Raw genomic sequence first — 21401 nt, 5'->3', positions numbered from 1 at the left:
AGACTGTGCCATGCAATCAGCCCGCGACCGCCTCGAAGCCGTCCTTTCGCGTCTCGCCGTCCGCGCCGACAATGAAAGCGTATTCGTAAAACTCTATCCGGAAGCCGCACGAGCAGCAGCCGACGCCGCCGATGCCAGGCGCAGAGCCGGCGTGACGATCGGGCCGCTCGACGGAACAATTCTGTCGATCAAGGACCTGTTCGATGTCGCCGGCGAGCCGACCACGGCCGGTTCGTTGTTGCTCAGCACCGCAGCGCCGGCGCTGCGGGATGCCGTCATCGTGCGGCGGCTGCGGCAAGCGGGCGCGGTGATCTTCGGCAAGACCAACATGACCGAATTCGCCTTCACCGCAATCGGCGTCAACCCGCATTACGGCACGCCCGGCAATGCGACCGACGCCGGCCGGATCGCGGGTGGCTCATCCTCCGGCGCCGGTGTTTCCGTTGCCGAAGCCACGAGCGCAATATCGATCGGTTCCGACACCGGCGGCTCAGTGCGTATTCCGGCGGCGCTGAACGGTGTCGTCGGCTTCAAGCCGACGGCGCGGCGGGTACCGCGCGATGGCGTCTTCCCGCTGTCCGACACGCTCGACTCTATCGGCCCGCTTGCGCGCACCGTCGCCGAATGTGCGGCAGCCGATGCGGTGATGGCGGGCGAGCAGGCTGTGGCTCTGGTTCCGCTTTCGTTTGCGGGGCTGCGCATCGGCATTCCGCGCGGCGTGCTGTTCGAAGATACGGAAGAAGAGGTCTCGGCGGTGTTCGACCGATGTGTTCGCAAGCTGGAACGCGCCGGTGCACGCCTCGCCGATCTGCCGATCGACGACCTCCTTGCCGATTTGCGCGCGGTAACCAGGCGGGCCTCGATCGCGGCAATGGAGGGGGCCGAGGTCCATGCAGATTGGCTGGCAACAGGCGCGGCGACGCCGGTCGATCCGCGGGTGAGCGAGCCGTTGTCGCGCGCTGCCGCGGTTCCGGCCACGGCCTATATAAGGGCAATCCGCCGCCGCACGGCGCTTGTCGCCGCCATGGACGAGCGGCTGGCGTCTGTCGATGTGCTGGCCCTGCCGACCGCGCCGGTCACCGCGCCGACCATCGTGTCGATGACCAGCGACGAAGCGCTGTGTGAGCGTACGGAAGGCCTTCTGCTGCGCAACACGCAGATCGCCAACCAGTTCGACCTCTGCGCGATCTCGCTGCCGATGCCGGGAATGGCGCGCCCGGCCGGGCTGATGCTGGTGGCGCGCCACGGCGACGACCACCGTCTGCTGCGCATCGCGGCGGAAGTCGAGGCACTGCTTGGCCGTTGAAGATGTGAACGTTAATGCGACGAACAGTGGCCCCGTTCGCTGTCCCTGGACGCGCGTTCGATACCGGTCGCGACCAGCCATGGCAGAGTGTATTGCTTGCCGTTGAGGGTCTGGGTTCGGTTCTCGATGGAGCCAACAACGACGACCTTGCCGGCGTAGAGCTTGTCCGAAAGATCGGGTGCCTTGTCCTGCGGCGGCAGTTCCTCGATGTCGATCGACACGCCCTTGATGATCTTGCCCGTGGCAAGATCGAGCCCGCTGTTCGACGGACAGGGCGCCATCACGCACCGCAGGCCGTTGTCGCAATAGACATAACTGCTGCTCTCGGCTGCAGCGACCGAGGGCAGGACGCAGATCGAAACGATCGCAACGAGCAGCGGGGTGCGGCGACAAACGAGCATGGGGTGCAGCGTCGTGCAGAAATTGGGCGAAACGGCGGTAGCGTTACGCGTCGGCCGGGAACCGCCGCCGGTAATGCTCGACGACTTCGGGATTGCGCAGGTTGACCGGCAATTTGTTGGCCAGCACCAGCAAGGTTTCATCAGCCGAGCCGACGCCCATGCGCATCATCGACTGCTCGGTGATGCCGGCCATATGGGGCGTGACAATGACATTGTCGAAGCCGAAATAGGGGTGATTGGGCGGCAGCGGCTGCATCGCAAAGACATCGAGCGCGGCGCCGCCGATACGGTCCTTCTGCAGGGCTTCGATCAGCGCCTCGTCGTCGATCACCGGCCCGCGCGAAATATTGATCAGCAGCGCGTGCGGCTTCATTCGACCGATGCGCTCGCGGTTGATCAGGCCGCGCGTCTCCGCTGTCAGCGGGCAGCACAGAACGATGATGTCGCTCTGCTCGACCAGCGCATCGATCGACAGGAACCCCACCCTGTCCGGCGCCGGCCTCATGCTGCGCGTCGTCGCCACCACGTTCAGCTCGAAACCATGCGCCGCGATATGGCCGACTGCCTGTCCGATGGCGCCGAAGCCGACAATGCCGATCGTCTTGCCGGCGAGTTCGCTGGCGAGAATGGTGTGGTCGCGGCCGGCCAGCCAGCCCTTCGCCCGCAAGTCGCGGTCGACCATGCGGAAGCGCCGCAGCAGTGCCAGCGCCGCGAACATCACGTATTCGGCGACCGAGCGCGCATTGACCGCCGGCACGTTTGCCACCAGCACGCCAGCCGCCGTGGCGGCTTCCATGGGAACCATGTCGAGCCCGGCGCCATGGCGGATTGCCGCCCGGAGCTTCGTCGCCCCTTCGAAAAGCGCTGCTGGCAGCGGCGCGCGAACGATGATGATATTGGCGTCCCTCGCCTCAGTCGCCAGCGTGTCGGCATCAAGGGCTGAGGCGACGACGAGTTCGCCGGCGCCGGTCAACATGGCGGAGGCGCGCGGGTGCAGCGTGTGTGTCGTCAAGATCTTAGGCATGTCAGACCGGTTCGAGCGCTGGGCTGTGAGGTTCTGCCCCGCCGCCCTCGATCAGGCCTTTCCAATAGCTTTCCGCGCCTTGCAGATGGGCGCTCATCAGCGCCTGGGCGAGGTTGCCGTCGCGGCGCAGCAGCGCCTCGTAGATCTGGATGTGCTCGGCATGCGAGCGCATGCTGCGTTCGGGATCGTTGAAGTAGATCGGCAGGCGTTGCTCGCCCATCAAGTAATAGAGGCTGCATATGTTGTGAAAAACGCTGTTCTTGGTTGCCCGCACAATCTCAAGGTGAAATTCGCGGTCCTCCTTGGCGAGGCCCTCGCTCGCCGCAATGCGGTCTTCCGAAGCTTTCAGGATTTCGCGCAGCCGCTCGAAATTTTCCTCGGTGGCGCGCGAGCAGGCAAGCTCGGCAGCCTTAATCTCGTGGATCTTGCGCAACTCGACGGTCTCGTAGATCTGGATCGGATCGAGCGGCAGGCCGGCCTTGGCAAAAAGCGCCATCGCTTCGACGCTGGCCTGCTTGGTGTCGATGTAGATGCCGGACTTGGCTCGGCGCTCGACGATGCGCATGGCTTCGAGGATGGCCAGCGCCTCGCGGATCTGGCCGCGGCTGACGGCGAAATGCTCCGCCAGTTCACGCTCCGACGGCGTTCGGCCGGTTGCCTTGTCGGAGTGGGAGAACAAATAGGCGGCGAGTTCCGCGAGAAGGTTCTTTTCTTTCATGATCAGCCGCGTAGCGCGTGCGCCTCCAGGAACCGTTCCGAAAGGGTGAATCCCAGTCCAGGCTTCTCGGGGATCGCTATCATACCGTCCTTTGCTTCGACAGTCTCCTCGATCAGATCGTGGATCATCGGATTGGCGCCGAGCGAATATTCGACGGTAAAGCTAGCCGGCGAAGCAGCGCAGACATGCAGCCCGGCAAAGAAGCAAGGCGCGCCGGCCCACAGATGCGGCGCGAAGCGCAGATTGAAGGCGCTGGCGATGGTGCCGATCTTCATCGCCTCGCTGATGCCGCCGCAGAAGGCAGGGTCCGGCTGGAAGATGTCGGCAGCCTTGAGCGTGGCGAGGTCGCGGAAGGCGTAGCGCGTCGCTTCGCTTTCGCCGGTGGCGATCGGGATGGAACCGGACGCCCGCACTTCGGCCATGCCGGGTTTGTCGTCAGCGATGACCGGCTCCTCGAACCAGGCCAGATCGAGATCGCCGGCGAGATGGATGAAGCGTTTGGCTTCCGCCACCGTATAGGTGCCGTGCGCATCGACCATCAGGTCGACTTCGGGGCCGAGCGCCTGCCTTGCGGCGCGGACGCGGGCGGCGGAATTGTGCGGAGCGCCGTCCATCGCGCCGATCCGCATCTTCAGCGCCTTGAAGCCGCCCTTGGCGATATAGGATTTCAACTGCTCGCCGATTGCCTCGGTGGAGGCCCAGCCGCCGGAAGCATAGGCCGGCATGCGGTCAAGCTTGCGGCCGCCGAGCAGCCGCCAGACCGGAAGCCCCAGCGACTTGCCCAGAATATCCCACAATGCGATATCGACGGCGCTGATCGCGGCGATGCTGATGCCGCGCCGCGCCAATTGCGGCATGGCGTGGCCGTTTTGCGCGGCGCTGTCGTGGCGCACGCCATTGTAGAGCATCTCCCAGATCACCCCGATGTCGGCCGGATCGCAGCCGATCAGCTGCGGGCCGACCTCGTGGTTCAGCATGTGGACGAGGGCGCCATAGCTGCCGGTGCTGCCGGCGGCATTCTTGCCTTCGCCCCAGCCGACCAGCCCATCGGCGGTCTCGATACGCAGGATTGCGGCGTCGAACGTCGTCACCTGACCGAAGTCGCTGCGGTGCTGCCGCGCGGCTTCGATCGGTATGCGGACCCACCAGGCTTGGACCGTCTTGATGCGCATGTTCTTCCTCTGCCTTGCCGCCGTTAGGGGCCGCCGTCGGAAAGGCTCGTTTCCAGAGATCGATTACTTGATCAGCGGCAGCAGCGTTTCGGCGGTGATGCGCATCTGGTCGGTGTAGAATTTTTCCGTGAGCACGCTGGAACCGTGGTCCTGGATGAATTTAAGCTGCTCCGGCGAGATGTCGACCGGGTTGCGATCGACCATGTCGGGATAGGGAGCAGCCGGCGTGCGGTCGACAGGGGCGACGAACTCGTTGGTCAACGCGCCGTCGTAACCGGCCTCTTTCAGGGTGTCGACGATCTTCGGCCAGTCGATCTGTCCGAGACCGGCGGCGAAGCGGTTGTTGTCGGCGACGTGGAAATCGAACAGGCGGTTTCCGACCTGCCGGATGGCATCGTAGACGTTGAACTCCTCCATATGGAGGTGATAGGCGTCGAGGCAGACACCGCATTCAGGGCTGACCGCATCGGCCAGAGCCAGCGCCTGGGCGCCGCGGTTGAACAGGTAGGTCTCGAAGCGGTTGAGCGGCTCGACCGCGATCTTGACGCCCACTTTCCTGGCATGGGTAAAGCATTCCCTGGTGGCGTCGACGACCCATTTCCATTCTTCTTCCTCGGTGCCGTCCGGCACCACCTTGCCGACGGTGGCGGGAACGAGCGTGATGATCTCGCCATCGAGTTCGCTGACCATCGTCAGCACCTCTTTGACATACTGCACCGAGCGCTCGCGTTGGCCCTGGTCCCTGGCGGCCAGATTGCGCTCGCCCAGCATCAGCGTCACCGCCCCCCAGCAGCGGATGCCGTGCTCCTTCAAGAGCGCGCGCGTCTCGTTGGTCTTGTATTGCGCGGGCTCGCCGGAAATCTCGATCGATTCATAGCCGAATTTCTTGATGCGCTTGAGCGTCGTTTCCAGCGGTTCCGCCCGCATCCAGTTGTGCGTTGAAAGATGCATGGTCTGTCCTTCCCAGAATTCGCCTGTAACAATTCGCCTGCGACGCACCCCAGATTGCGTTGCATGGTTCCTCCCCAAGGCGCTCCAGCATTCGTCGTAACTGGTTCGACCAATTGGGCGTGAAAAGAGGTCTACAGCAATTTCATCTGGACGGCAAGAAATCCTGCAAGGCAGCCTCGGCCCATGATTATTTCTTTGATTAAACTGGCATATTTGCCCGCTGACCGGCAATTTGCGGAGCGCCGGTTGCGCGCGGCGGCGCTTGACCAAATCAGCATATTTGGTAATACCAGAATGACGGCGCGCACTAGCGCCTGTCGAGAAAAGACCAAAGAGGCTGGCCCTGCTTTCAATCGGCGCTATGCTTGGTCGTGGATAATGAGGGAGGATGCCGATGCCGTCGACAATGAAAGGTCCTGGGCTGTTTCTGGCGCAGTTCGCGGGCGATGCCGCACCGTTCAATTCGCTGCCGTCGATCACCAGATGGGCGGCCGGGCTGGGCTACAAGGGCGTGCAGATCCCGACCTGGGACAGCCGGCTGTTCGACCTCGAGAAAGCGGCGTCTTCCCAGGCCTATTGCGACGAGGTGAAGGGCATCTGCAGCGATGCCGGCGTCGAGATCACCGAGCTGTCGACGCATTTGCAGGGGCAGTTGGTGGCGGTGCATCCGGCCTATGACGCGCAGTTCGACGGCTTCGCACCGCCTGCGGTGCACAACAATCCGAAGGCCAGGCAGCAATGGGCGGTCGAACAGATGAAGTTCGGCGCCAAGGCTTCCAAGAACCTCGGGCTCAAGGCGTCGGTGTCGTTTTGTGGAGCGTTGGCTTTTCCCTACCTTTATCCGTGGCCGCAACGGCCGGCGGGATTGATCGAGGAAGCGTTTTCCGAACTGGGAAAGCGCTGGAAACCGATCCTCGACGTCTATGAGGACAATGGCGTCGATGTTGGCTACGAGATCCATCCGGGCGAGGACGTCTTCGACGGTGCGACATTCGAGATGTTCCTTGACGCGGTCGGCGGCCACAAGCGCTGCAATATCAATTACGACCCGTCGCATTTCCTGCTGCAGCAACTCGACTATCTCGAATTCATCGACATTTATCACGAGCGGATCAAGGCCTTCCACGCCAAGGATGCCGAGTTCAATCCGACCGGCCGGCAAGGCGTCTATTCCGGTTATCAGAGCTGGACGAACCGGGCCGGGCGTTTCCGCTCACTCGGCGACGGCCAAGTGGATTTCGGCGGCATCTTTTCCAAGCTCGCCCAATACGACTACGATTCGTGGGCGGTTCTGGAATGGGAGTGCTGCCTGAAGCACCCCGAGGATGGCGCGGCCGAAGGCGCGCCCTTCATCCAGCATCACATCATCAGGGTGACGGAAAAGGCATTCGACGACTTCGCCGGCAGCGCGACCGATAAAAAGGTGCTGCGCGCCATGATGGGAATCTAGCACCGCTTTCCCTCCCCCTTGAGGGGAGGGTCGATCCGCGCAGCGGATCGGGGTGGGGTCGCTGGGCGTAGCGCTCGGCATGAACCGACCCCTCCCGGCCCTTCGGGCCACCCTCCCCTCAAGGGGGAGGGGTATTTCAGACGAGGGAGAAAAATCATGGTCGGCGCATCGAAGTCGGAAACGGGAGGCGGCCCGATCCGCTACGGCATGGTCGGCGGCGGGCAAGGCGCCTTCATCGGCGCCGTGCACCGGATCGCGGCGCGCATGGACAATGAGTTCGTGCTGGTCGCCGGTGCCCTGTCATCCGACCCGGCGCGCGCCAAGGCGTCGGCCGAGGAGCTTGGGCTCGATCCGGCGCGCAGCTACGGCTCGTTCGCCGAGATGGCCAAGGCCGAGGCCAAGCGGCCGGACGGCATCGAGGCGGTGGCCATCGTCACGCCCAACAATGTGCATGTGCCGGCGGCGAAGGCGTTTCTCGAAGCCGGCATCCACGTCATTTGCGACAAGCCGCTGGCGACGACGTTGGCGGAAGCGAAGAAGCTGGCGGCATTGGTCGAAAAGACCGGCAAGGTCTTTGTCCTCACCCACAACTACACCGCCTATCCGATGGTGCGGCAGGCGCGCGAGATGGTGGCCAAGGGGCAGCTCGGCGACATTCGCATCGTGCAGTCGGAATATCCGCAGGACTGGCTGACCGAGGACCTTGCCGCCACCGGCCAGAAGCAGGCAGCGTGGCGCTCGGATCCCAAACAGGCCGGCGCCGGCGGCGCGCTGGGCGACATCGGCACGCATGCCTACAATCTGGCACGCTTCGTCTGCGGGCTTGAGCTCGATGCGCTTTCCGCCGATCTCGACGCCTTCGTGCCGGGGCGGCAACTCGACGACAATGTCAATGTGATGCTGCGCTTCAAGCCGGTCGGCAAGTCGCACCCAGCCAAGGGCATGTTGTGGGCGAGCCAGGTGGCGCCCGGCCACGAGAACGGGCTGAAGCTGCGCATCTACGGCTCGAAAGGCGGGCTTGAATGGGTGCAGGCCGATCCGAACTACCTCTGGTACACGCCGTTCGGCCAGCCGAAGCAGTTGATCACCCGAAATGGCGCCGGCGCGCTGCCCGTCGCCGGGCGTGTCAGCCGCGTTCCGTCAGGCCATCCGGAAGGCTATCTCGAAGGCTTCGCCAACATCTACCAGGAGGCGGCCCGCGCCATCCGCGCGGCGCGCCGGAAGGGTGGCAAGCCGGCTAAGGAGGTTATTTTCCCGACCATCCACGACGGTGTCGAAGGCATGGCCTTCATTGAAGCCTGCGTGAAGTCGTCGAAGAAGAACGGGGCCTGGACGAAGCTTTGATCGCTGCGCCCCCTCACCCGGATTGCCAACCGAATTGCAAGGGCAATTCGGGGCAATCCGACCTCTCCCCGAGGGGAGAGGAGACGCCGGCGCTGCCGTCTGCCTCTTCTCCCCAGCGGGGAGAAGGTGGCCGCGAAGCGGCCGGATGAGGGGGCTTATGGCGAAGTCGGCGGAGGAGCCAGCCGGCCGTCAAAAAGGGAGGGACGTCGATGAAAATCGGCATGTGCATGTTTTTGTGGACGACGGCGGTGTCGAAGAAACACGAGCCGCTGCTCAGGGATATCAAGGCGACCGGCTTCGACGGCGTCGAGATACCGATCTTTGCCGGCACGCCGGACGATTACAAAAAGCTCGGCGCGCTGCTCGACCGCATCGGGCTGGAGCGCACCGCCGTTTCGGCGATGGGCGATCCGGCGATGAATTTGATCTCGGCCGATGCCTCGACGCGCAAAGCCGGCATCGACTATATGAAATGGGCGATCGACTGCACACAAGCGCTTGGCGCCAAAACGCTGAGCGGCCCGCTGCATTCGACGCTCGGCGCCTTCTCCGGCAGTGGGCCGACGGCGGCGGAGAAAAAGCGCTCCGTCGCCTCGCAACGCGCCATCGGCGATCATGCCGGCAACAAAAACGTCACCATCGGGCTGGAGGCGCTCAACCGCTTCGAATGCTATCTGCTCAACACAATGGACGATCTGTCGGAGCATGTCGACGCAATCGACCGGCCGCACATCAAGGCGATGTACGACACTTTCCATGCCAATATTGAAGAGACGGACGCGATCGGCGCCTATTCGCGCAACCGCAAGAATGTCGTCCATATCCATATTTCGGAGAATGATCGCGGCGTGCCGGGGCGCGGCCACATTCCGTGGCAAGAGACGTTTTCGGCCATCCGCAAGAGCGGCTATGACGACTGGCTGACGATCGAGGCCTTCGGCCGCTCGCTGAAAGATTTGGCGGCGGCTACCAAGGTCTGGCGCGATTTTTCGGAAAGCACGGAAGCCGTCTACCGCGACGGCTACAAGCACATCAAGAGCGGCTGGAAAAAGGCTGGTGCCTGGACGCAGCCTTCCTCTCAGGCGATCTGAGCTGCCGGCGGGCGGGCGGAAACGCGCCGCTCATCATTGCTGTTTGCGACGGTCCCCATCAGCTTGCGGCGGAGGTAGCTGGAGATGCTGTCGAAGATAAAAACGACAAGCAGGATCAGCAGAACCATGTAGAAAACATTGGCCCAGTTGGTGTTGGTGCGCATGGCCTCCCACAATTTCAGGCCGATGCCGCCGGCGCCGACAGCGCCTATGATCGTCGCTGACCGGGTGTTGGATTCCCAGAAATAAAGGGATTGGCTGAGGAATACCGGCAGAACCTGGGGCAGCACGCCGTAGCGCTGCACCATTGCCGGGGTGGCGCCGACCGAGCGGATGCCCTCGCGCTGCTTGTCGTCGATGTTCTCCAGCGCCTCGGAATAAAGTTTGCCCAAGGTTCCGGTGTCGGTGAAGAAGATAGCCGACATGCCGGCCAGCGGCCCAGGACCAAAGCCGCGCGTAAAAAACAGCGCCCAGATCAGCATGTCGACCGAGCGCAGGAAATCGAAAAAGCGCTTTGTCACCTGGTTGGCTATGCGGCTCGGCGTGACGTTGCGCGCAGCCAGGAAGGCGAGCGGAAAGGCAACGATCGAGGCCAGCACGGTGCCGACAAAAGCCATGACGATGGTCTGCAAGAGTTTCAGCCAGACGTCGCCGTGCTGCCACTCGGCGTTGTTCAAAATGTTGTCCCAGGCGAGCGCCGCGTTTGACCGCGACGGGTCGATGCGAGCCCCGGCGACGATCAGTGAAGCGACCTCGCTGAACGGCTTTCCCCAGAATGGCGAGTTCGTGTCGAACACGAAATTGGCCCAGCCGAAGAAACGTCGCCAGGCGACTACCTCGTCGTTCTGCACCTCAGCACGGCCGAGAAATCCGAACGAGACATAGGCTGTCGAGCCTGGCCTGCGTTGCTCGATCCAGTCGGGCAGCGGTATGCGCGGTGTCACAGAACTGCCCTTGGCGATGTCAAAGACGACGGTTTCGGCGCCGCGCGTCACGGTGACCAGGTTTGGCGTGACGGCGATCTGGCCATTGCCAAGGGTGACGGTCGCCGCCACGACGGCGTTTTCGCGCACCGTTTCAGGCACCGCAGGAGCGGATTGGCCCGACGGGGCGGCCGGGTTCTCGGCAGTTGGCGCGCCAGGCGCCATGAACGAATCATGCGACGACTTGTTGGTCGCGATCGCCGGTGCCGGCGCTGTCTCGACCTGCCGCTCGATGACGGCCATCTGCTTGGCCACCCAGTCGGGATCTGGATTGGATCCCAGCTTGGAGAAGCGGGAGTAGTCGATTGTCAGATGATTGTCCTTGAATTCGATGTCGGGCCGGATTTCGTAAGACACCCAGTCGGCGAGATAAGCGCCGGCAAGGTTCCAGTTCGCCTTTTCGAGAACGGCGGCGACCGACAAGAACCACGAACAATAGAAGGTGTAGAGAATGCAAAGAAGCATGCCGATCGGAGTGGCGTAGCGCTTCCACAGCGAGCGCCGGAACGCGTCCGGATGGCGAGCGGCGACGTCGTTGATTGCGGCGGCGTTCATCGCGTTACTCTCCGCCGTATGCGAACGCCTGGCGGCCGACAAGACGATGTCTCAGCCATGCCGAAAGCTGGTCGACGGCGACGATCGTGCAGAACAGCAGGAAGACGATGGCGATGGTCTTGGCCTCATGGCCTCGGCCGATCGAAAGACGCAGGGATTCGCCGATGCCGCCGGCGCCGACGGCGCCGAGAATGGTCGAAGCGCGCACATTGATCTCGAAGCGGAGCAGGAAATAGCTGATGAAGTTGGGCAGGACCTGGGGCACGATGCCGAACCACACCCGCTCGACCCAATTGGCGCCCACGGCGCGCAAGCCTTCCTCAGGTTTCATGTCGGCATTTTCGACGACTTCGAAGAACATTTTTCCGAGCGCGCCGACGGTATGGATGCTGACCGCAATGATCGCAGGAATCGGCCCTAGCGAGAAAATCGCCAGAAAAAAGCCGGCAATGACAATTTCCGGAAAGGCGCGGACAATTTCAAGGAAGCGGCGGGTAGCGAAACGGACCCAGCGGCTGGCCGTGATATTGCCTGCAGCGAAGAAGCAGAGCAGGAAACCGAATGTGGCGCCCACCAGCGTCGAAAACAGGGCGATGTTCAGCGTCTCGATCATCCGGTGGAAATACTCCGGAATGTAGATGCCCTGGGTCAGGTAGACCCGGCCTTCCGGGTAGTCGAACTTGAGGCTGCCGTCGTCATAGGGGGACGGCAGGTCGAACAGCGCACGCGCCGGGTCGAACCAGTCGCGCGGCTTCAACTCGGCGAAAAAGTCGGCGACGTAGGGAAGGCGGTCGAAGAACTTTCCGGCGTTGGTTTCGTTGGCGAACCAGAGCGAGCCGGAGAGTGCAAGAAACAGGAAAACCAGGCCGCCGATCGTGTAAAGGCGCCGGCGGGCGGCAAGATCGCGCCAGTGCCGCTCGACGGTGGCTCCCTCCGGTAAAAGCGCGGGCGCGCGGTAAATTTCGGTCGCACTCATCGATAGATCCCCGGCCCCTGATGCGGCAACGCCGCCGGCGGCACATGGCCCCGGCGGCGTTGTGGCAGTTTGTTTCTACGAGCCGATCTTCGCCTTACGGGCGTCGATGATCGGCTGGTAGAATTCCGGGGTAACCGGCGAATAGCCCTTGTAATCGCCGCCTTGAATTGCCGAGAAACAGGCCGGATCGGTTTCCGGAAGCTTGGTCAGGAAATCGGTGATCTTCTGCCTGGTGCCGGCGTCGATCGACGTACGCAATACCAGCGGGCCGTTCGGGATCAGGGGCGACTGCCACAGTTCGACGAGGTCATCCATCTTGAGGACGCCCTTGTCGACCATCTTGCGCAGATTGCCCGAGCTGTAGCCGTCGTTGAAGTCGCCGACGCCGGAGGCCCAGGTGGTGCCGGCATCGAACGTGCCCTTCAGGACTTCAAGGACAAGCTGTTCATGGCCGCCGCCGAAACCGGTCGACGCGAAGTAGCTCTTCACATCCATGCCGATGTCCTTGGGCAGTGACGTGACCGGGATCAGGTAACCAGAAGTCGAATCGGGATCGGCGAAACCGAGTTTCTTGCCCTTCATGTCGGCGAGCGTCTTGATGCCGGAATCAGCTCGGGCGACCATGACCGCACGGTAGCCGGTCGAACCGTCGGTCTGGATCGTGGTCAGGACCGGTTGAACCGCGTCCTTGTTTTCGAGATAGACTTTGGCGTAAGCGGAAGCGCCGAGCTCGGCAAAGTCGAGCGTGCCGCCGAGCAGGCCCTGAATGACGCCGTCATAGTCGGCGGCCGGGAACAAGGAAACTTTCTCGACGCCAAGGACTTCCTTGATGTGGTCGGCGAAGCACTGGTAGTTGCGCAGACGGTCGGCCTCGTTCTCGCCGCCCAGAATGCCGACGCGGAATTCCTTCAGGTCCTGTGCCTGGACCGCGCCCATCGCCATGGCGAGGATGGAAACGGCACCGAAAAGTATTTTTCTAAACATTTCGCGTCTCTCCTGTTGGTTCCGGCGTCGCGCCGGAAGCGTTCGAATCTTGACAGCGCCTTTTTTACGCCCGGCCTTGATGCGGACTGGCGGTCCAGGCGCTCTTTCGTCGTCTGCTTTCGTATACTCGTATACCGATATCCACTCGCCGGGATCTTGGAGCTAATAGCCAGGAAATGCCGGCTCGAGCGGTCCGGCGGATGCGGCGATTTTTTGCTTGACGGCGACGCTGGTCGAGGTGATCGCCTCGGAGATTTCGCCGCCTTTGCTGTCGGCGCCATAGACCATGCGCACGGCCTCGCGATTGAGCTCTTCGGGCGGACCGTCGAACACCACCTTGCCGGCGGCCATGCCGATTATGCGGTTGCAATACGTGCGCGCAGTATCCAGCGTGTGCAGATTGGTGACGACGGTAAGGCCCTCGCGCAGATTGATGTCCTGCAGCGAATCCATCACCACCTTGGCATTGAGCGGATCGAGCGAGGCGATCGGCTCGTCGGCGAGGATGACTTTCGGCTGCTGCATCATGGCGCGGGCAATCGCGACGCGCTGCTGCTGGCCGCCGGACAAGGTGCCGGCTGGCTGCAGCGCCGTGCGGGCGATGTCGAGGCGTTCGAGCGCCGCGATTGCCTCGGCCCGTTCCTCACGGGAGAAGACACCGAGCAGATTGACAATTGTCGAGCGGTGATTGAGCCGGCCGAGCAGCACATTGGTCAGCACGTCAAGGCGCGGCACCAGGTTGAATTGCTGAAAGATCATGGCGCAGTCGCGCTGCCAGCGCCTGAGCAGCGAGCCGCGCAGGCTGGAGACTTCGGCGCCGTCAAAGAAAATCGAGCCCTGGCTCGGATCGATGAGGCGGTTGATCATGCGCAAAAGCGTCGACTTGCCGGCGCCCGAGCGGCCGATGATGCCGACCATCTGGCCGTGCGGGATCGAGATGTCGACGTTGCTGACGGCGGTGTTCCTGCCAAACCGACGGGTGACGCCGCGGATTTCGAGCGTGGCTGAGGTTGCTGACATAGGCAAGTTCCAGTCCAGTCGCGTTTCGAAGGTCTGTTAGCCTTGGCTAGCGCAGCCGCGTGAAACCGCGGTGTCGGATTGATGTCAGTTTTGTTACCGTCCACAGCCTGGAAGGGGGCGAGCCGGCGGACCCGGTTCGATCAAGTGAATGGTGAATGGTGAATGGTGAATGGTGAATGGTGAATGGTGAATGGTGAATGGTGAATGGTGACAAGAACGGCTTCCCTGCCGCCATTCACTATTCACCATTCACTAGCCGCCGTATTTTTCCAGAAATGCTTCCGCCGAAAGCGCGCGAAAATCGTCGAGCGCGGCGCGCAGGCGGGCGTGGTCCCAATCCCACCAGGCAAGTGCCCGATAGCGTTCCGCCGTGCGGCGGTCGAAGCGTTCGCGGATCGGTTTGGCCGGCACGCCGCCGACGATGGTGTAGGGCGCGAAGTCCTTCGACACCACGGCGCCGGCGCCGACCGCCGCACCGTCGCCGACGCTGACGCCGGGCAGGATGGTCGAGCCGTGGCCAAGCCAGGTGTCGTGGCCGATGGTGACCCGTTTGGCGCGGCGCTGGGCAAAGAATTCGCTCTCGTGCTCGGCGTCGTCCCAATAGTCAGAGGCGCGATAGGTGAAATGGTGTAGCGTCGGCCGCCAGGTCGGATGGTTGGTGGCGTTGATGCGCACACTGGCGGCGATGTTGGCGAATTTGCCGATCGTCGCGCACCAGGCGCTGCAGTCCTGCATCATGTAGGAATAGTCGCCGAGCGTACTTTCCGAAAGCCGGCAGCGTTCGGCGATCTCGGTCCAGCGGCCGAGCGTCGAGTTGTCGACTTCCGCCGTCTCGTGGACAAGCGGCGTTTCCGACAGTTTTCTGGTCATGCGGCGATTTTCCCGGCGGCAAAAGCGGTCACGTCGATGACGCGGTCGGCCACCGCCTCGCGCACGTCGTGGTCGTGGAAAATGCCAAGCAGGGCGACGCCGGCCGCCTTCTTGGCCGCGATCAGCGCAATCACCACGTCGCGGTTGCTGGCGTCGAGCGAAGCCGTCGGCTCGTCGAGCAGCAGGATCGGGTGCTCGGTGATGAAGCCGCGTGCGATGTTGACGCGCTGCTGCTCGCCGCCGGAAAAGGTCGCCGGCGGCAATGCCCAGAGTTTTTCCGGCAGGTTGAGCTGCGCCAGCAAGGCGCGCGCCTTGTTGCACGCAACCTCACGGTCCTCGCCGCGCTCGACCAGCGGTTCGGCGACGACATCCAGCGCCGAGACGCGCGGCACTGTGCGCAGGAACTGGCTGACATAGCCGATCGTGAGGCGGCGCACGGCAAGCACGGTGAGTGGGCTGGCCGTCGCCAGATCGATGAGCCCGTCCTCGTGCTGGACGATGATCTGGCCTGCGTCGACGGCATAGTTGCCGTAGAGCATCTTCAGGATCGAGCTCTTGCCGGCGCCGGAGGGGCCGCCGAGCACGGCACATTCGCCGCTCCTGATCGAGAACGACACGCCGGCGACGACCGGCAGTTTGATGCCGTCGCGCAGATGCATGGTGAAGCTCTTGGCGACATCGGAGACGACGAGCGGGGTTGCCATCAGAAAATTCTCCGATCGTCGTTCGTTTGCGGGCCAGCACCCGGAACAATCATCTTCACACCTGCAATATCGAAGAAACGAGAAGCTGGGTGTAGGGCGCGCGGGGATCGTCAAGCACGCGGTCGGTGAGGCCGCTTTCGACGACGCGGCCGTCCTTCATCACCATCATGCGTTGCGACAGCAGACGCGCCACCGCAAGGTCGTGGGTGACGACGATCGCCGCCAGGCCGAGATCGGTGACCAGGCCGCGCAACAGGTCGAGCAGGCGCGCCTGCACCGAAACGTCGAGGCCGCCGGTCGGCTCGTCCATGAACACCAGCCGCGGCCCGGTGACGAGGTTGCGGGCGATCTGCAGGCGCTGGCGCATGCCGCCGGAAAAGGCGCGCGGTTCGTCGTCGATACGGTCCCCGTCGATCTCCACGCGCGACAGCCAGTCGACGGCGGTGGCGCGGATATTGCCATAGTGGCGGTCGCCGACCGCCATCAGCCGCTCGCCGACATTGGCGCCGGCCGACACCGTCATGCGCAGCCCGTCGGCGGGGTTCTGATGGACAAAACCCCAGTCGGTGCGCATCAGGAAGCGGCGCTCGGCCTCGCTCATGCGGTAAAGCTCGCGGAGCTGGCCGTCGCGCATGCGGTAGCTGGCGGTGCCGGAACTCGGCAGCAATCTGGTCGACAGGCAGTTGAGCAGCGTCGTCTTGCCGGATCCGGATTCGCCGACCACTGCCAGCACCTCGCCCGGCCACAGGTCGAAGCTGACGTTCTCGCAACCAATGCGCGAGCCGTAGAACTTGGACAGCGCGGAAACGCGCAGCAGCGGTTCGTCGGTCATTGCGCCGGCTCCATCGTCTCGGGCGCAAGGTGGCCGCGATGGCCTTGCTCGCGCCGCTTCTCGCAATGGTCGGTATCGGAGCAGACGAACATGTGGCCGCCATGGTCGTCGAGGATGACCTCGTCGAGATAGACGTTTTCGGCCGCGCACAGTGCGCAGGGTTGGTCGAAGGTCTGCACCTCGAACGGATGGTCCTCGAAGTCGAGGCTGATCACGTCGGTGAAAGGCGGCAGCGCATAGATGCGCTTTTCGCGGCCGGCGCCGAACAGTTGCAGAGCCGGCGAACGGTGCATTTTCGGGTTATCGAACTTCGGCGTCGGCGACGGGTCCATCACATAGCGACCCTCGACCTTGACCGGATAGGCGTAGGTGGTGGCGATGCGACCGTGTCTGGCGATGTCTTCGTAGAGTTTTACATGCATGAGTCCATATTCCTCCAGCGCATGCATTTTCCGCGTTTCCGTCTCGCGCGGCTCGAGGAAGCGCAGCGGCTCGGGAATCGGCACCTGATAGACCAGCACCTGGCCTGCGGTCAGCGGGTGCTCGGGGATGCGGTGGCGGGTCTGGATGATGGTCGCCTTCGCCGTGTCGGTGGTGACGGCGACATTGGCGACCTTCTTGAAGAAGGCGCGAATCGAGACCGCATTGGTGGTATCGTCGGCGCCTTGGTCGATGACCTTCAGCACATCGTCCGGGCCGATGATCGAGGCGGTGACCTGAACGCCGCCGGTGCCCCAGCCATAAGGCATCGGCATCTCGCGCGAGGCGAACGGCACCTGATAGCCGGGAATGGCGATACCCTTGAGGATCGCGCGGCGGATCATCCGCTTGGTCTGCTCGTCGAGATAGGCGAAGTTGTAGGTGGCGATGTCGGTCGGTTGTGCGGTCATTCCGCGGCCTCCCTTTTTTCTTCCATCTTGCCGCCGTTCTCGCGGGCGTCGTGCTCGGCGCGCATGCGGCGCACCAGGTCGAGCTCGGCCTGGAAGTCGACATAGTGCGGCAGCTTGAGGTGCTCGACGAAGCCGGTCGCCTGGACATTGTCGGAATGCGAGATGACGAATTCCTCGTCCTGGGCAGCGGCGACGACATCTTCGCCGAATTCGGTTGCACGAAGCGCGCGGTCGCAGAGCGCCATGGCCATCGCCTTGCGCTCGCTCTGGCCGAAGACGAGGCCGTAGCCGCGGGTGAATTGCGGCGGCGCCTTGGCCGAGCCCTTGAACTGGTTGACCATCTGGCACTCGGTGACACGCACAGAACCGAGCGGTACGGCGAATGGCAGCTCCGGCACGTCGAGTTCCAGCTCGACCTCGCCGATGCGAACCTCACCGACGAACGGATGGTTGCGGGCATAGCCGCGCTGGGTGGAGTAGCCGAGCGCCAGCAAAAAACCCTCGTCGCCGCGTGACAGCGCCTGCAGGCGGATGTCGCGCGCCATCGGGAACTCCAGCGGCTCGCGGGTGATGTCGCCCGGGATATGGTCCTGCGGCATGTCGCCATCGGGCTCGATCAGGCCTTCGCGGGCGAGGATGGCGGAGACGCGCGGCATGGCGTCCGCGTCGCTGGCACGCTGCAGCGGCTCGGCGACGTCGCCGCCCGCGGCGAGTTCGGGGTCGAGCAACCTGTGCGTGTAGTCGAAGGTCGGGCCGAGCAGCTGGCCGCCGGGAAGATCCTTGTAGGTCGCCGACACGCGCCGCTCGACCAGCATCGCCCCGGTGTCGATCGCCCTGGTGTAGCCGAAGCGCGGCAGCGTGGTGCGATAGGCGCGAACCAGGAAGATCGCCTCGATCATGTCGCCGCGCGCCTGAACGATGGCCAGCGCCGCCAATTCACGGTCGTAGAGCGAACCTTCGCTCATCACCCGGTCGACGCCGAGCGCCAGCTGCTCGACGATCTGGTCGAGGCGAAGCGCCGGCACGGAACGGTCGCCGCGGCGGCGGTCGGCGAGCAGGGCGTGGGCGTTGGCAATGGCCGCTTCACCGCCTTTTACCGCGACATACATATCACGCCTCCATCGTCTTGATGCGCGTCGTACGCGGCAGGCAGGCAACGCCTTCCGGGGTGGCGAGGATAAGGTCGACACCACGGGGGAAACGCTGATTGTTCTGCTTCCATTGTTCGACGAAGTGGCGCGGCATCTGCGCCGGCGCGATTGTCGCGGTTGTTTCGATGCCAGGACCTTCGAGCAGCAGCGGCGCGCCTGAGACGAGATCGCTGACCTGCAGGATCAGCGTCGTCGAGCGGTCGGGATAGTCCTGGGTGCCTTGTGAAAAGCCGTCGAGCGCCATCATCTCGGCCGGCGTGGCGATCAGCGCGAAATGCGCATCGGCTGGCGTGTGGGCCAGTGGCGCGCCGGTGTGGAAGCCGAGCCAGGATTTCATCGCTGCTGGGGCCTGCAGAACGAGGTCGAGCCAGAGCGGCGTGTCGTTGTCGCACAGCGCCAGCGCGATGGCGCCCGCGGTGGCCGACAGCGGCGCCGGTGGGCGGGCAAAGACCGGCAGAGGCTGCAGGGTGCCCGGCCGCGCCATTGCGTCCATCACGGCGCGGAACACTGTCTGGGCGTCGAACACCGGATTGGCAAAGCCGCCCTCGATCGCTTGCGTTGCGATGTCCATCAGTCTTCTCCGCGTACCATGGTGAAGAAATCGACCTTCGTTGCCGCCGTCTCGGCGCGCCGCCGCTCACGTCGGCTGGCCAGTGCGGCCTGCAGCGGCGCAATGAGTTTGCTCTCGACCTCGTTGCGGCGGGTGGGATCCTGCCAGAGCGCGTCGGCGATCGCCGCCAGTTTTGCTTTCTGCTTGTCACGGCCGAGCGCATAGCAGTGGCCGACTTCTCCCGAGGCAAGCCGCACAGTCGCGCGGGTGACCGTCGCCTCGCCGACGTTGAATGGTGCGCCGCCGCCGCCGATGCGGCCACGCACGGTGACCAGGCCGGTTTCAGGGCCGCGCAGGAGTTCTGCTTCCGAAGGCAGGCCGGCTTCGTTCCAGAGGCGGACGATATCGTCGCCGGTCGATTGCGCCAACGTCGCCATGACGGCCTTGCGCTCAAGCTGCTGATCGCGCGCTTCCTGTCCTCGCATGGTTGACATTCCCTTGCATCGAAAATTCGTCCATTGATATGGACAATTATACAAATTATATCTATTTTCTAAAGCGTGTCCATGACGGACGGATGACAGCGCGAAAAGATCGGGGCAAAGAAATGATCGGTCAGCAGATGGCCAGCAGCTTGGAGCGGCGCAGCGGCGTCTCGCTGTGGCGGCAGATCGCCGACCAGATCCTGCAGTCGATCGCCGTCGGCGACTTTGCCGAGAATGCTGCATTGCCACCGGAAGTTGCACTGGCCCAGCGCTATGGCGTCAACCGCCATACGGTGCGCAGCGCCATCGCCGCACTGGTGCAGGATGGCGTGCTCAGGGCCGAACAGGGGCGCGGCACCTTCGTGCTGTCGCGCAAGCGCCTGTCCTATCCGATCGGCGCCCGCACCCGTTTTTCGGAGGGCTTGCAAGGGCAGGCGTCGGAGCGCCGCAGCGTGCTGCTCGAATCGGCGGTCGAGCCGGCCAGCCGGCGCGTCGCCGAAGGGCTGGGGCTTGCCAGGGGTTCGACTGTCATACGCCTCGAGACACGCGGCGAAGCCGATGGGCAACCGGTCTCGCGTGCGACCGGCTGGTTCGACGCGGCTCGCTTCGCCGGCATCGATGCCGCCATGGCCGAAACCGGATCGGTGACCGCCTCATTCCGGCGTTTCGGCATCGGTGACTATCTCAGACAATCGACGGTGTTGTCGGCCCGCCACGCGGACGCCGCCGACCTTGCCGATCTTAATCTGCAGCCCGGCGCCATCGTGCTGGTCACGGTCGCCGTCAACGTCACGCCGGACGGCCAGCCGATCCAGTTTGCCGAAACCCGGTTTCCGGCTGAGCGGGTCGAGCTCAAGATATCGGCGCTTTAAAGTCCGGTTCATCCGACCTGGATGACGGCCTTGATCAGGCCGGATTTCTCATGCGCCCAGCGGGCGAGGTCGCGCGGCGTGTCGCCAAGCGTCGTGCGATGGGTGACGAGCTTTGCCAGCGGCACAGCACCATCGCGGATCGAGGCGGCGACATGGTCGAAGTCGACGCGCAGAGCGTTGCGGCTGCCGATCAGCGTCATCTCGCGCTTGTGGAATTCAGGATCGGAAAAGACGATGTCGTCCTTGACGACGCTGACCAGGACCAGCGTCCCGCCATGCGCGACATGGGCGAAGGCTGACTGGACGGACTGAGTGTTGCCGGTGGCATCGAAAATCACGTCAAAACCTTCGCCGTTGGTCGCCTCGCGAACCAGATCGGTCGCAGACTGCCGTGATGCGTCGAGGGTGGCGAAGCCGAGTTCGCTTGCGGCGAAGCCAAGCCTTTCCGCGCTCATGTCGAGCAGCGTCACGTCGAGACCGGCGATGCGGGCAAACAGCGCCGTGCCGAGGCCGATCGGCCCGGCACCGATGACCAGCGTGCGCGCGCCGGGATCAGCCAGCGAGCGCCGCACGGCATGCGCCCCGATCGCCAGGAATTCGACGGCGGCGGCATCGGCCAGCGACAGGCCGTTGGCCGGATAAAGATTTTGCGCCGGCACCAGGATCCGTTCGCACATGGCGCCGTCGCGGTGGACGCCGAGCACCTCGATCCTGACGCAGCAATTCGGCTTGCCTAGGCGGCAGGCGCTGCATTTGCCGCAAGCGAGATACGGGTTGATGATCACCGGCTCGCCCACCGGCAGGTCGACGCCTTCGCCGGCCTCGATCACGGTGCCGGAGACCTCGTGACCCATGATGCGGGGATAGGCGAGGAACGGATGCTTGCCCTCGAAGATGTGATAGTCGGTGCCGCAGATGCCGACATGACTGACCGCGACCAACGCCCAGCCCGGCGGTGGTGTGCCCGGCGCCAGGCGGTCTTCCACAACAAGATCGCCGGGCGAACGGCAGATGACGGCTTTCATGCTTTGATCCAGTCGGTTCATGGCGCCGCCGGCCCGATCGCCGGGCC

Annotated in this window: 22 protein-coding genes; 5 read left to right on the top strand and 17 right to left on the bottom strand. The window is 63.8% G+C overall.

Translation table 11 applies throughout. The features are described from left to right. The first annotated feature begins 10 nt into the window (after window positions 1–10). Entirely contained in the window at window positions 11–1306 is a 1296-nt protein-coding gene (locus AC0L3O_RS14935; protein ID WP_473615909.1) for an amidase, read from the top strand. A gap of 11 nt (window positions 1307–1317) precedes the next feature. Here the strand turns inward: AC0L3O_RS14935 and AC0L3O_RS14930 are convergent, their stop codons facing one another. The 5 genes from AC0L3O_RS14930 to AC0L3O_RS14910 form a co-directional block, all read right to left on the bottom strand. After that, window positions 1318–1707, bottom strand: coding sequence for a hypothetical protein (locus AC0L3O_RS14930; RefSeq protein WP_473615908.1), 390 nt, complete (start codon window positions 1705–1707; stop codon window positions 1318–1320). Window positions 1708–1750: 43 nt separating this feature from the next. Beyond that, the gene (locus AC0L3O_RS14925) at window positions 1751–2731 is read right to left on the bottom strand and encodes a hydroxyacid dehydrogenase (protein ID WP_473535457.1); all 981 of its coding nucleotides are present in this window, start codon (window positions 2729–2731) and stop codon (window positions 1751–1753) included. A gap of 1 nt (window position 2732) precedes the next feature. Then, window positions 2733–3449: a FadR/GntR family transcriptional regulator gene (locus AC0L3O_RS14920; RefSeq protein ID WP_473615906.1), complete on the bottom strand. Its 717-nt coding sequence runs from the start codon at window positions 3447–3449 to the stop codon at window positions 2733–2735. 2 nt (window positions 3450–3451) lie between these two features. Beyond that, window positions 3452–4621, bottom strand: coding sequence for a mandelate racemase/muconate lactonizing enzyme family protein (locus AC0L3O_RS14915; RefSeq protein ID WP_287172921.1), 1170 nt, complete (start codon window positions 4619–4621; stop codon window positions 3452–3454). A 63-nt stretch (window positions 4622–4684) separates the two neighbouring features. Further along, complete coding sequence (locus tag AC0L3O_RS14910) at window positions 4685–5572, bottom strand: sugar phosphate isomerase/epimerase family protein (RefSeq protein WP_236393036.1); 888 nt, start codon at window positions 5570–5572, stop codon at window positions 4685–4687. A gap of 394 nt (window positions 5573–5966) precedes the next feature. On the opposite strand from AC0L3O_RS14910, the gene AC0L3O_RS14905 reads away from it, so the two are divergent. The 3 genes from AC0L3O_RS14905 to AC0L3O_RS14895 all read left to right on the top strand — a co-directional run bounded on the left by AC0L3O_RS14905 (window position 5967) and on the right by AC0L3O_RS14895 (window position 9457). Then, the gene (locus AC0L3O_RS14905; protein WP_287066992.1) at window positions 5967–7022 is read left to right on the top strand and encodes a sugar phosphate isomerase/epimerase family protein; all 1056 of its coding nucleotides are present in this window, start codon (window positions 5967–5969) and stop codon (window positions 7020–7022) included. A gap of 156 nt (window positions 7023–7178) precedes the next feature. Further along, entirely contained in the window at window positions 7179–8366 is a 1188-nt protein-coding gene (locus AC0L3O_RS14900) for a Gfo/Idh/MocA family protein (protein ID WP_473535456.1), read from the top strand. A gap of 209 nt (window positions 8367–8575) precedes the next feature. Next, on the top strand, window positions 8576–9457 hold the full coding sequence (locus AC0L3O_RS14895) for a sugar phosphate isomerase/epimerase family protein (protein WP_287245859.1): 882 nt from the start codon (window positions 8576–8578) through the stop codon (window positions 9455–9457). Here the strand turns inward: AC0L3O_RS14895 and phnE (AC0L3O_RS14890) are convergent. From phnE (AC0L3O_RS14890) to phnG, 11 genes are all read right to left on the bottom strand, one after another. Continuing rightward, on the bottom strand, window positions 9445–10995 hold the full coding sequence (phnE, locus tag AC0L3O_RS14890) for a phosphonate ABC transporter, permease protein PhnE (RefSeq protein WP_473535455.1): 1551 nt from the start codon (window positions 10993–10995) through the stop codon (window positions 9445–9447). The genes AC0L3O_RS14895 and phnE (AC0L3O_RS14890) overlap by 13 nt on opposite strands. Window positions 10996–10999: 4 nt before the next feature. Further along, window positions 11000–11971 carry a phosphonate ABC transporter, permease protein PhnE gene (gene phnE, locus AC0L3O_RS14885; RefSeq protein WP_473615905.1) on the bottom strand — a complete coding sequence of 324 codons (972 nt, stop codon included), beginning with the start codon at window positions 11969–11971 and terminating at the stop codon, window positions 11000–11002. A 75-nt stretch (window positions 11972–12046) separates the two neighbouring features. Continuing rightward, complete coding sequence (gene phnD, locus AC0L3O_RS14880; protein ID WP_473615904.1) at window positions 12047–12955, bottom strand: phosphonate ABC transporter substrate-binding protein; 909 nt, start codon at window positions 12953–12955, stop codon at window positions 12047–12049. Between the two features lie 162 nt (window positions 12956–13117). After that, window positions 13118–13975, bottom strand: a complete 858-nt coding sequence (gene phnC, locus AC0L3O_RS14875; RefSeq protein ID WP_473615902.1) for a phosphonate ABC transporter ATP-binding protein — start codon at window positions 13973–13975, stop codon at window positions 13118–13120. A gap of 252 nt (window positions 13976–14227) precedes the next feature. Beyond that, on the bottom strand, window positions 14228–14845 hold the full coding sequence (locus tag AC0L3O_RS14870; RefSeq protein ID WP_473615901.1) for a DapH/DapD/GlmU-related protein: 618 nt from the start codon (window positions 14843–14845) through the stop codon (window positions 14228–14230). Then, window positions 14842–15549 (bottom strand): phosphonate C-P lyase system protein PhnL, encoded by a 708-nt coding sequence (phnL, locus tag AC0L3O_RS14865; RefSeq protein ID WP_473615900.1) that lies wholly within the window; start codon window positions 15547–15549, stop codon window positions 14842–14844. Before phnL ends, AC0L3O_RS14870 begins: the two co-directional genes overlap by 4 nt. Window positions 15550–15604: 55 nt before the next feature. Beyond that, a complete protein-coding gene (gene phnK, locus AC0L3O_RS14860; RefSeq protein WP_473535451.1) occupies window positions 15605–16381 on the bottom strand; it encodes a phosphonate C-P lyase system protein PhnK in 777 nt (258 codons plus the stop codon). Next, window positions 16378–17271, bottom strand: a complete 894-nt coding sequence (locus AC0L3O_RS14855; RefSeq protein ID WP_128169636.1) for an alpha-D-ribose 1-methylphosphonate 5-phosphate C-P-lyase PhnJ — start codon at window positions 17269–17271, stop codon at window positions 16378–16380. Before AC0L3O_RS14855 ends, phnK begins: the two co-directional genes overlap by 4 nt. Further along, window positions 17268–18380, bottom strand: coding sequence for a carbon-phosphorus lyase complex subunit (locus tag AC0L3O_RS14850; RefSeq protein ID WP_473535450.1), 1113 nt, complete (start codon window positions 18378–18380; stop codon window positions 17268–17270). Before AC0L3O_RS14850 ends, AC0L3O_RS14855 begins: the two co-directional genes overlap by 4 nt. Window position 18381: 1 nt before the next feature. Beyond that, window positions 18382–18993, bottom strand: a complete 612-nt coding sequence (phnH, locus tag AC0L3O_RS14845) for a phosphonate C-P lyase system protein PhnH (RefSeq protein ID WP_473535449.1) — start codon at window positions 18991–18993, stop codon at window positions 18382–18384. Beyond that, window positions 18993–19457 carry a phosphonate C-P lyase system protein PhnG gene (gene phnG, locus AC0L3O_RS14840; protein WP_128169639.1) on the bottom strand — a complete coding sequence of 155 codons (465 nt, stop codon included), beginning with the start codon at window positions 19455–19457 and terminating at the stop codon, window positions 18993–18995. Before phnG ends, phnH begins: the two co-directional genes overlap by 1 nt. A 122-nt stretch (window positions 19458–19579) precedes the next feature. On the opposite strand from phnG, the gene phnF reads away from it, so the two are divergent. Next, the gene (phnF, locus tag AC0L3O_RS14835; RefSeq protein WP_473535448.1) at window positions 19580–20329 is read left to right on the top strand and encodes a phosphonate metabolism transcriptional regulator PhnF; all 750 of its coding nucleotides are present in this window, start codon (window positions 19580–19582) and stop codon (window positions 20327–20329) included. 8 nt (window positions 20330–20337) lie between these two features. Here phnF and AC0L3O_RS14830 read toward each other — a convergent pair whose 3' ends face one another. Then, window positions 20338–21354 carry a zinc-binding alcohol dehydrogenase family protein gene (locus AC0L3O_RS14830; protein WP_473535447.1) on the bottom strand — a complete coding sequence of 339 codons (1017 nt, stop codon included), beginning with the start codon at window positions 21352–21354 and terminating at the stop codon, window positions 20338–20340. Window positions 21355–21401: the final 47 nt, after the last annotated feature.

It is taken from the genome of Mesorhizobium sp. WSM4810 (assembly GCF_055811235.1).
The sequence above is the reverse complement of the archived record's forward strand: the minus strand, read 5'-3'. Positions and strand labels throughout refer to the sequence as shown.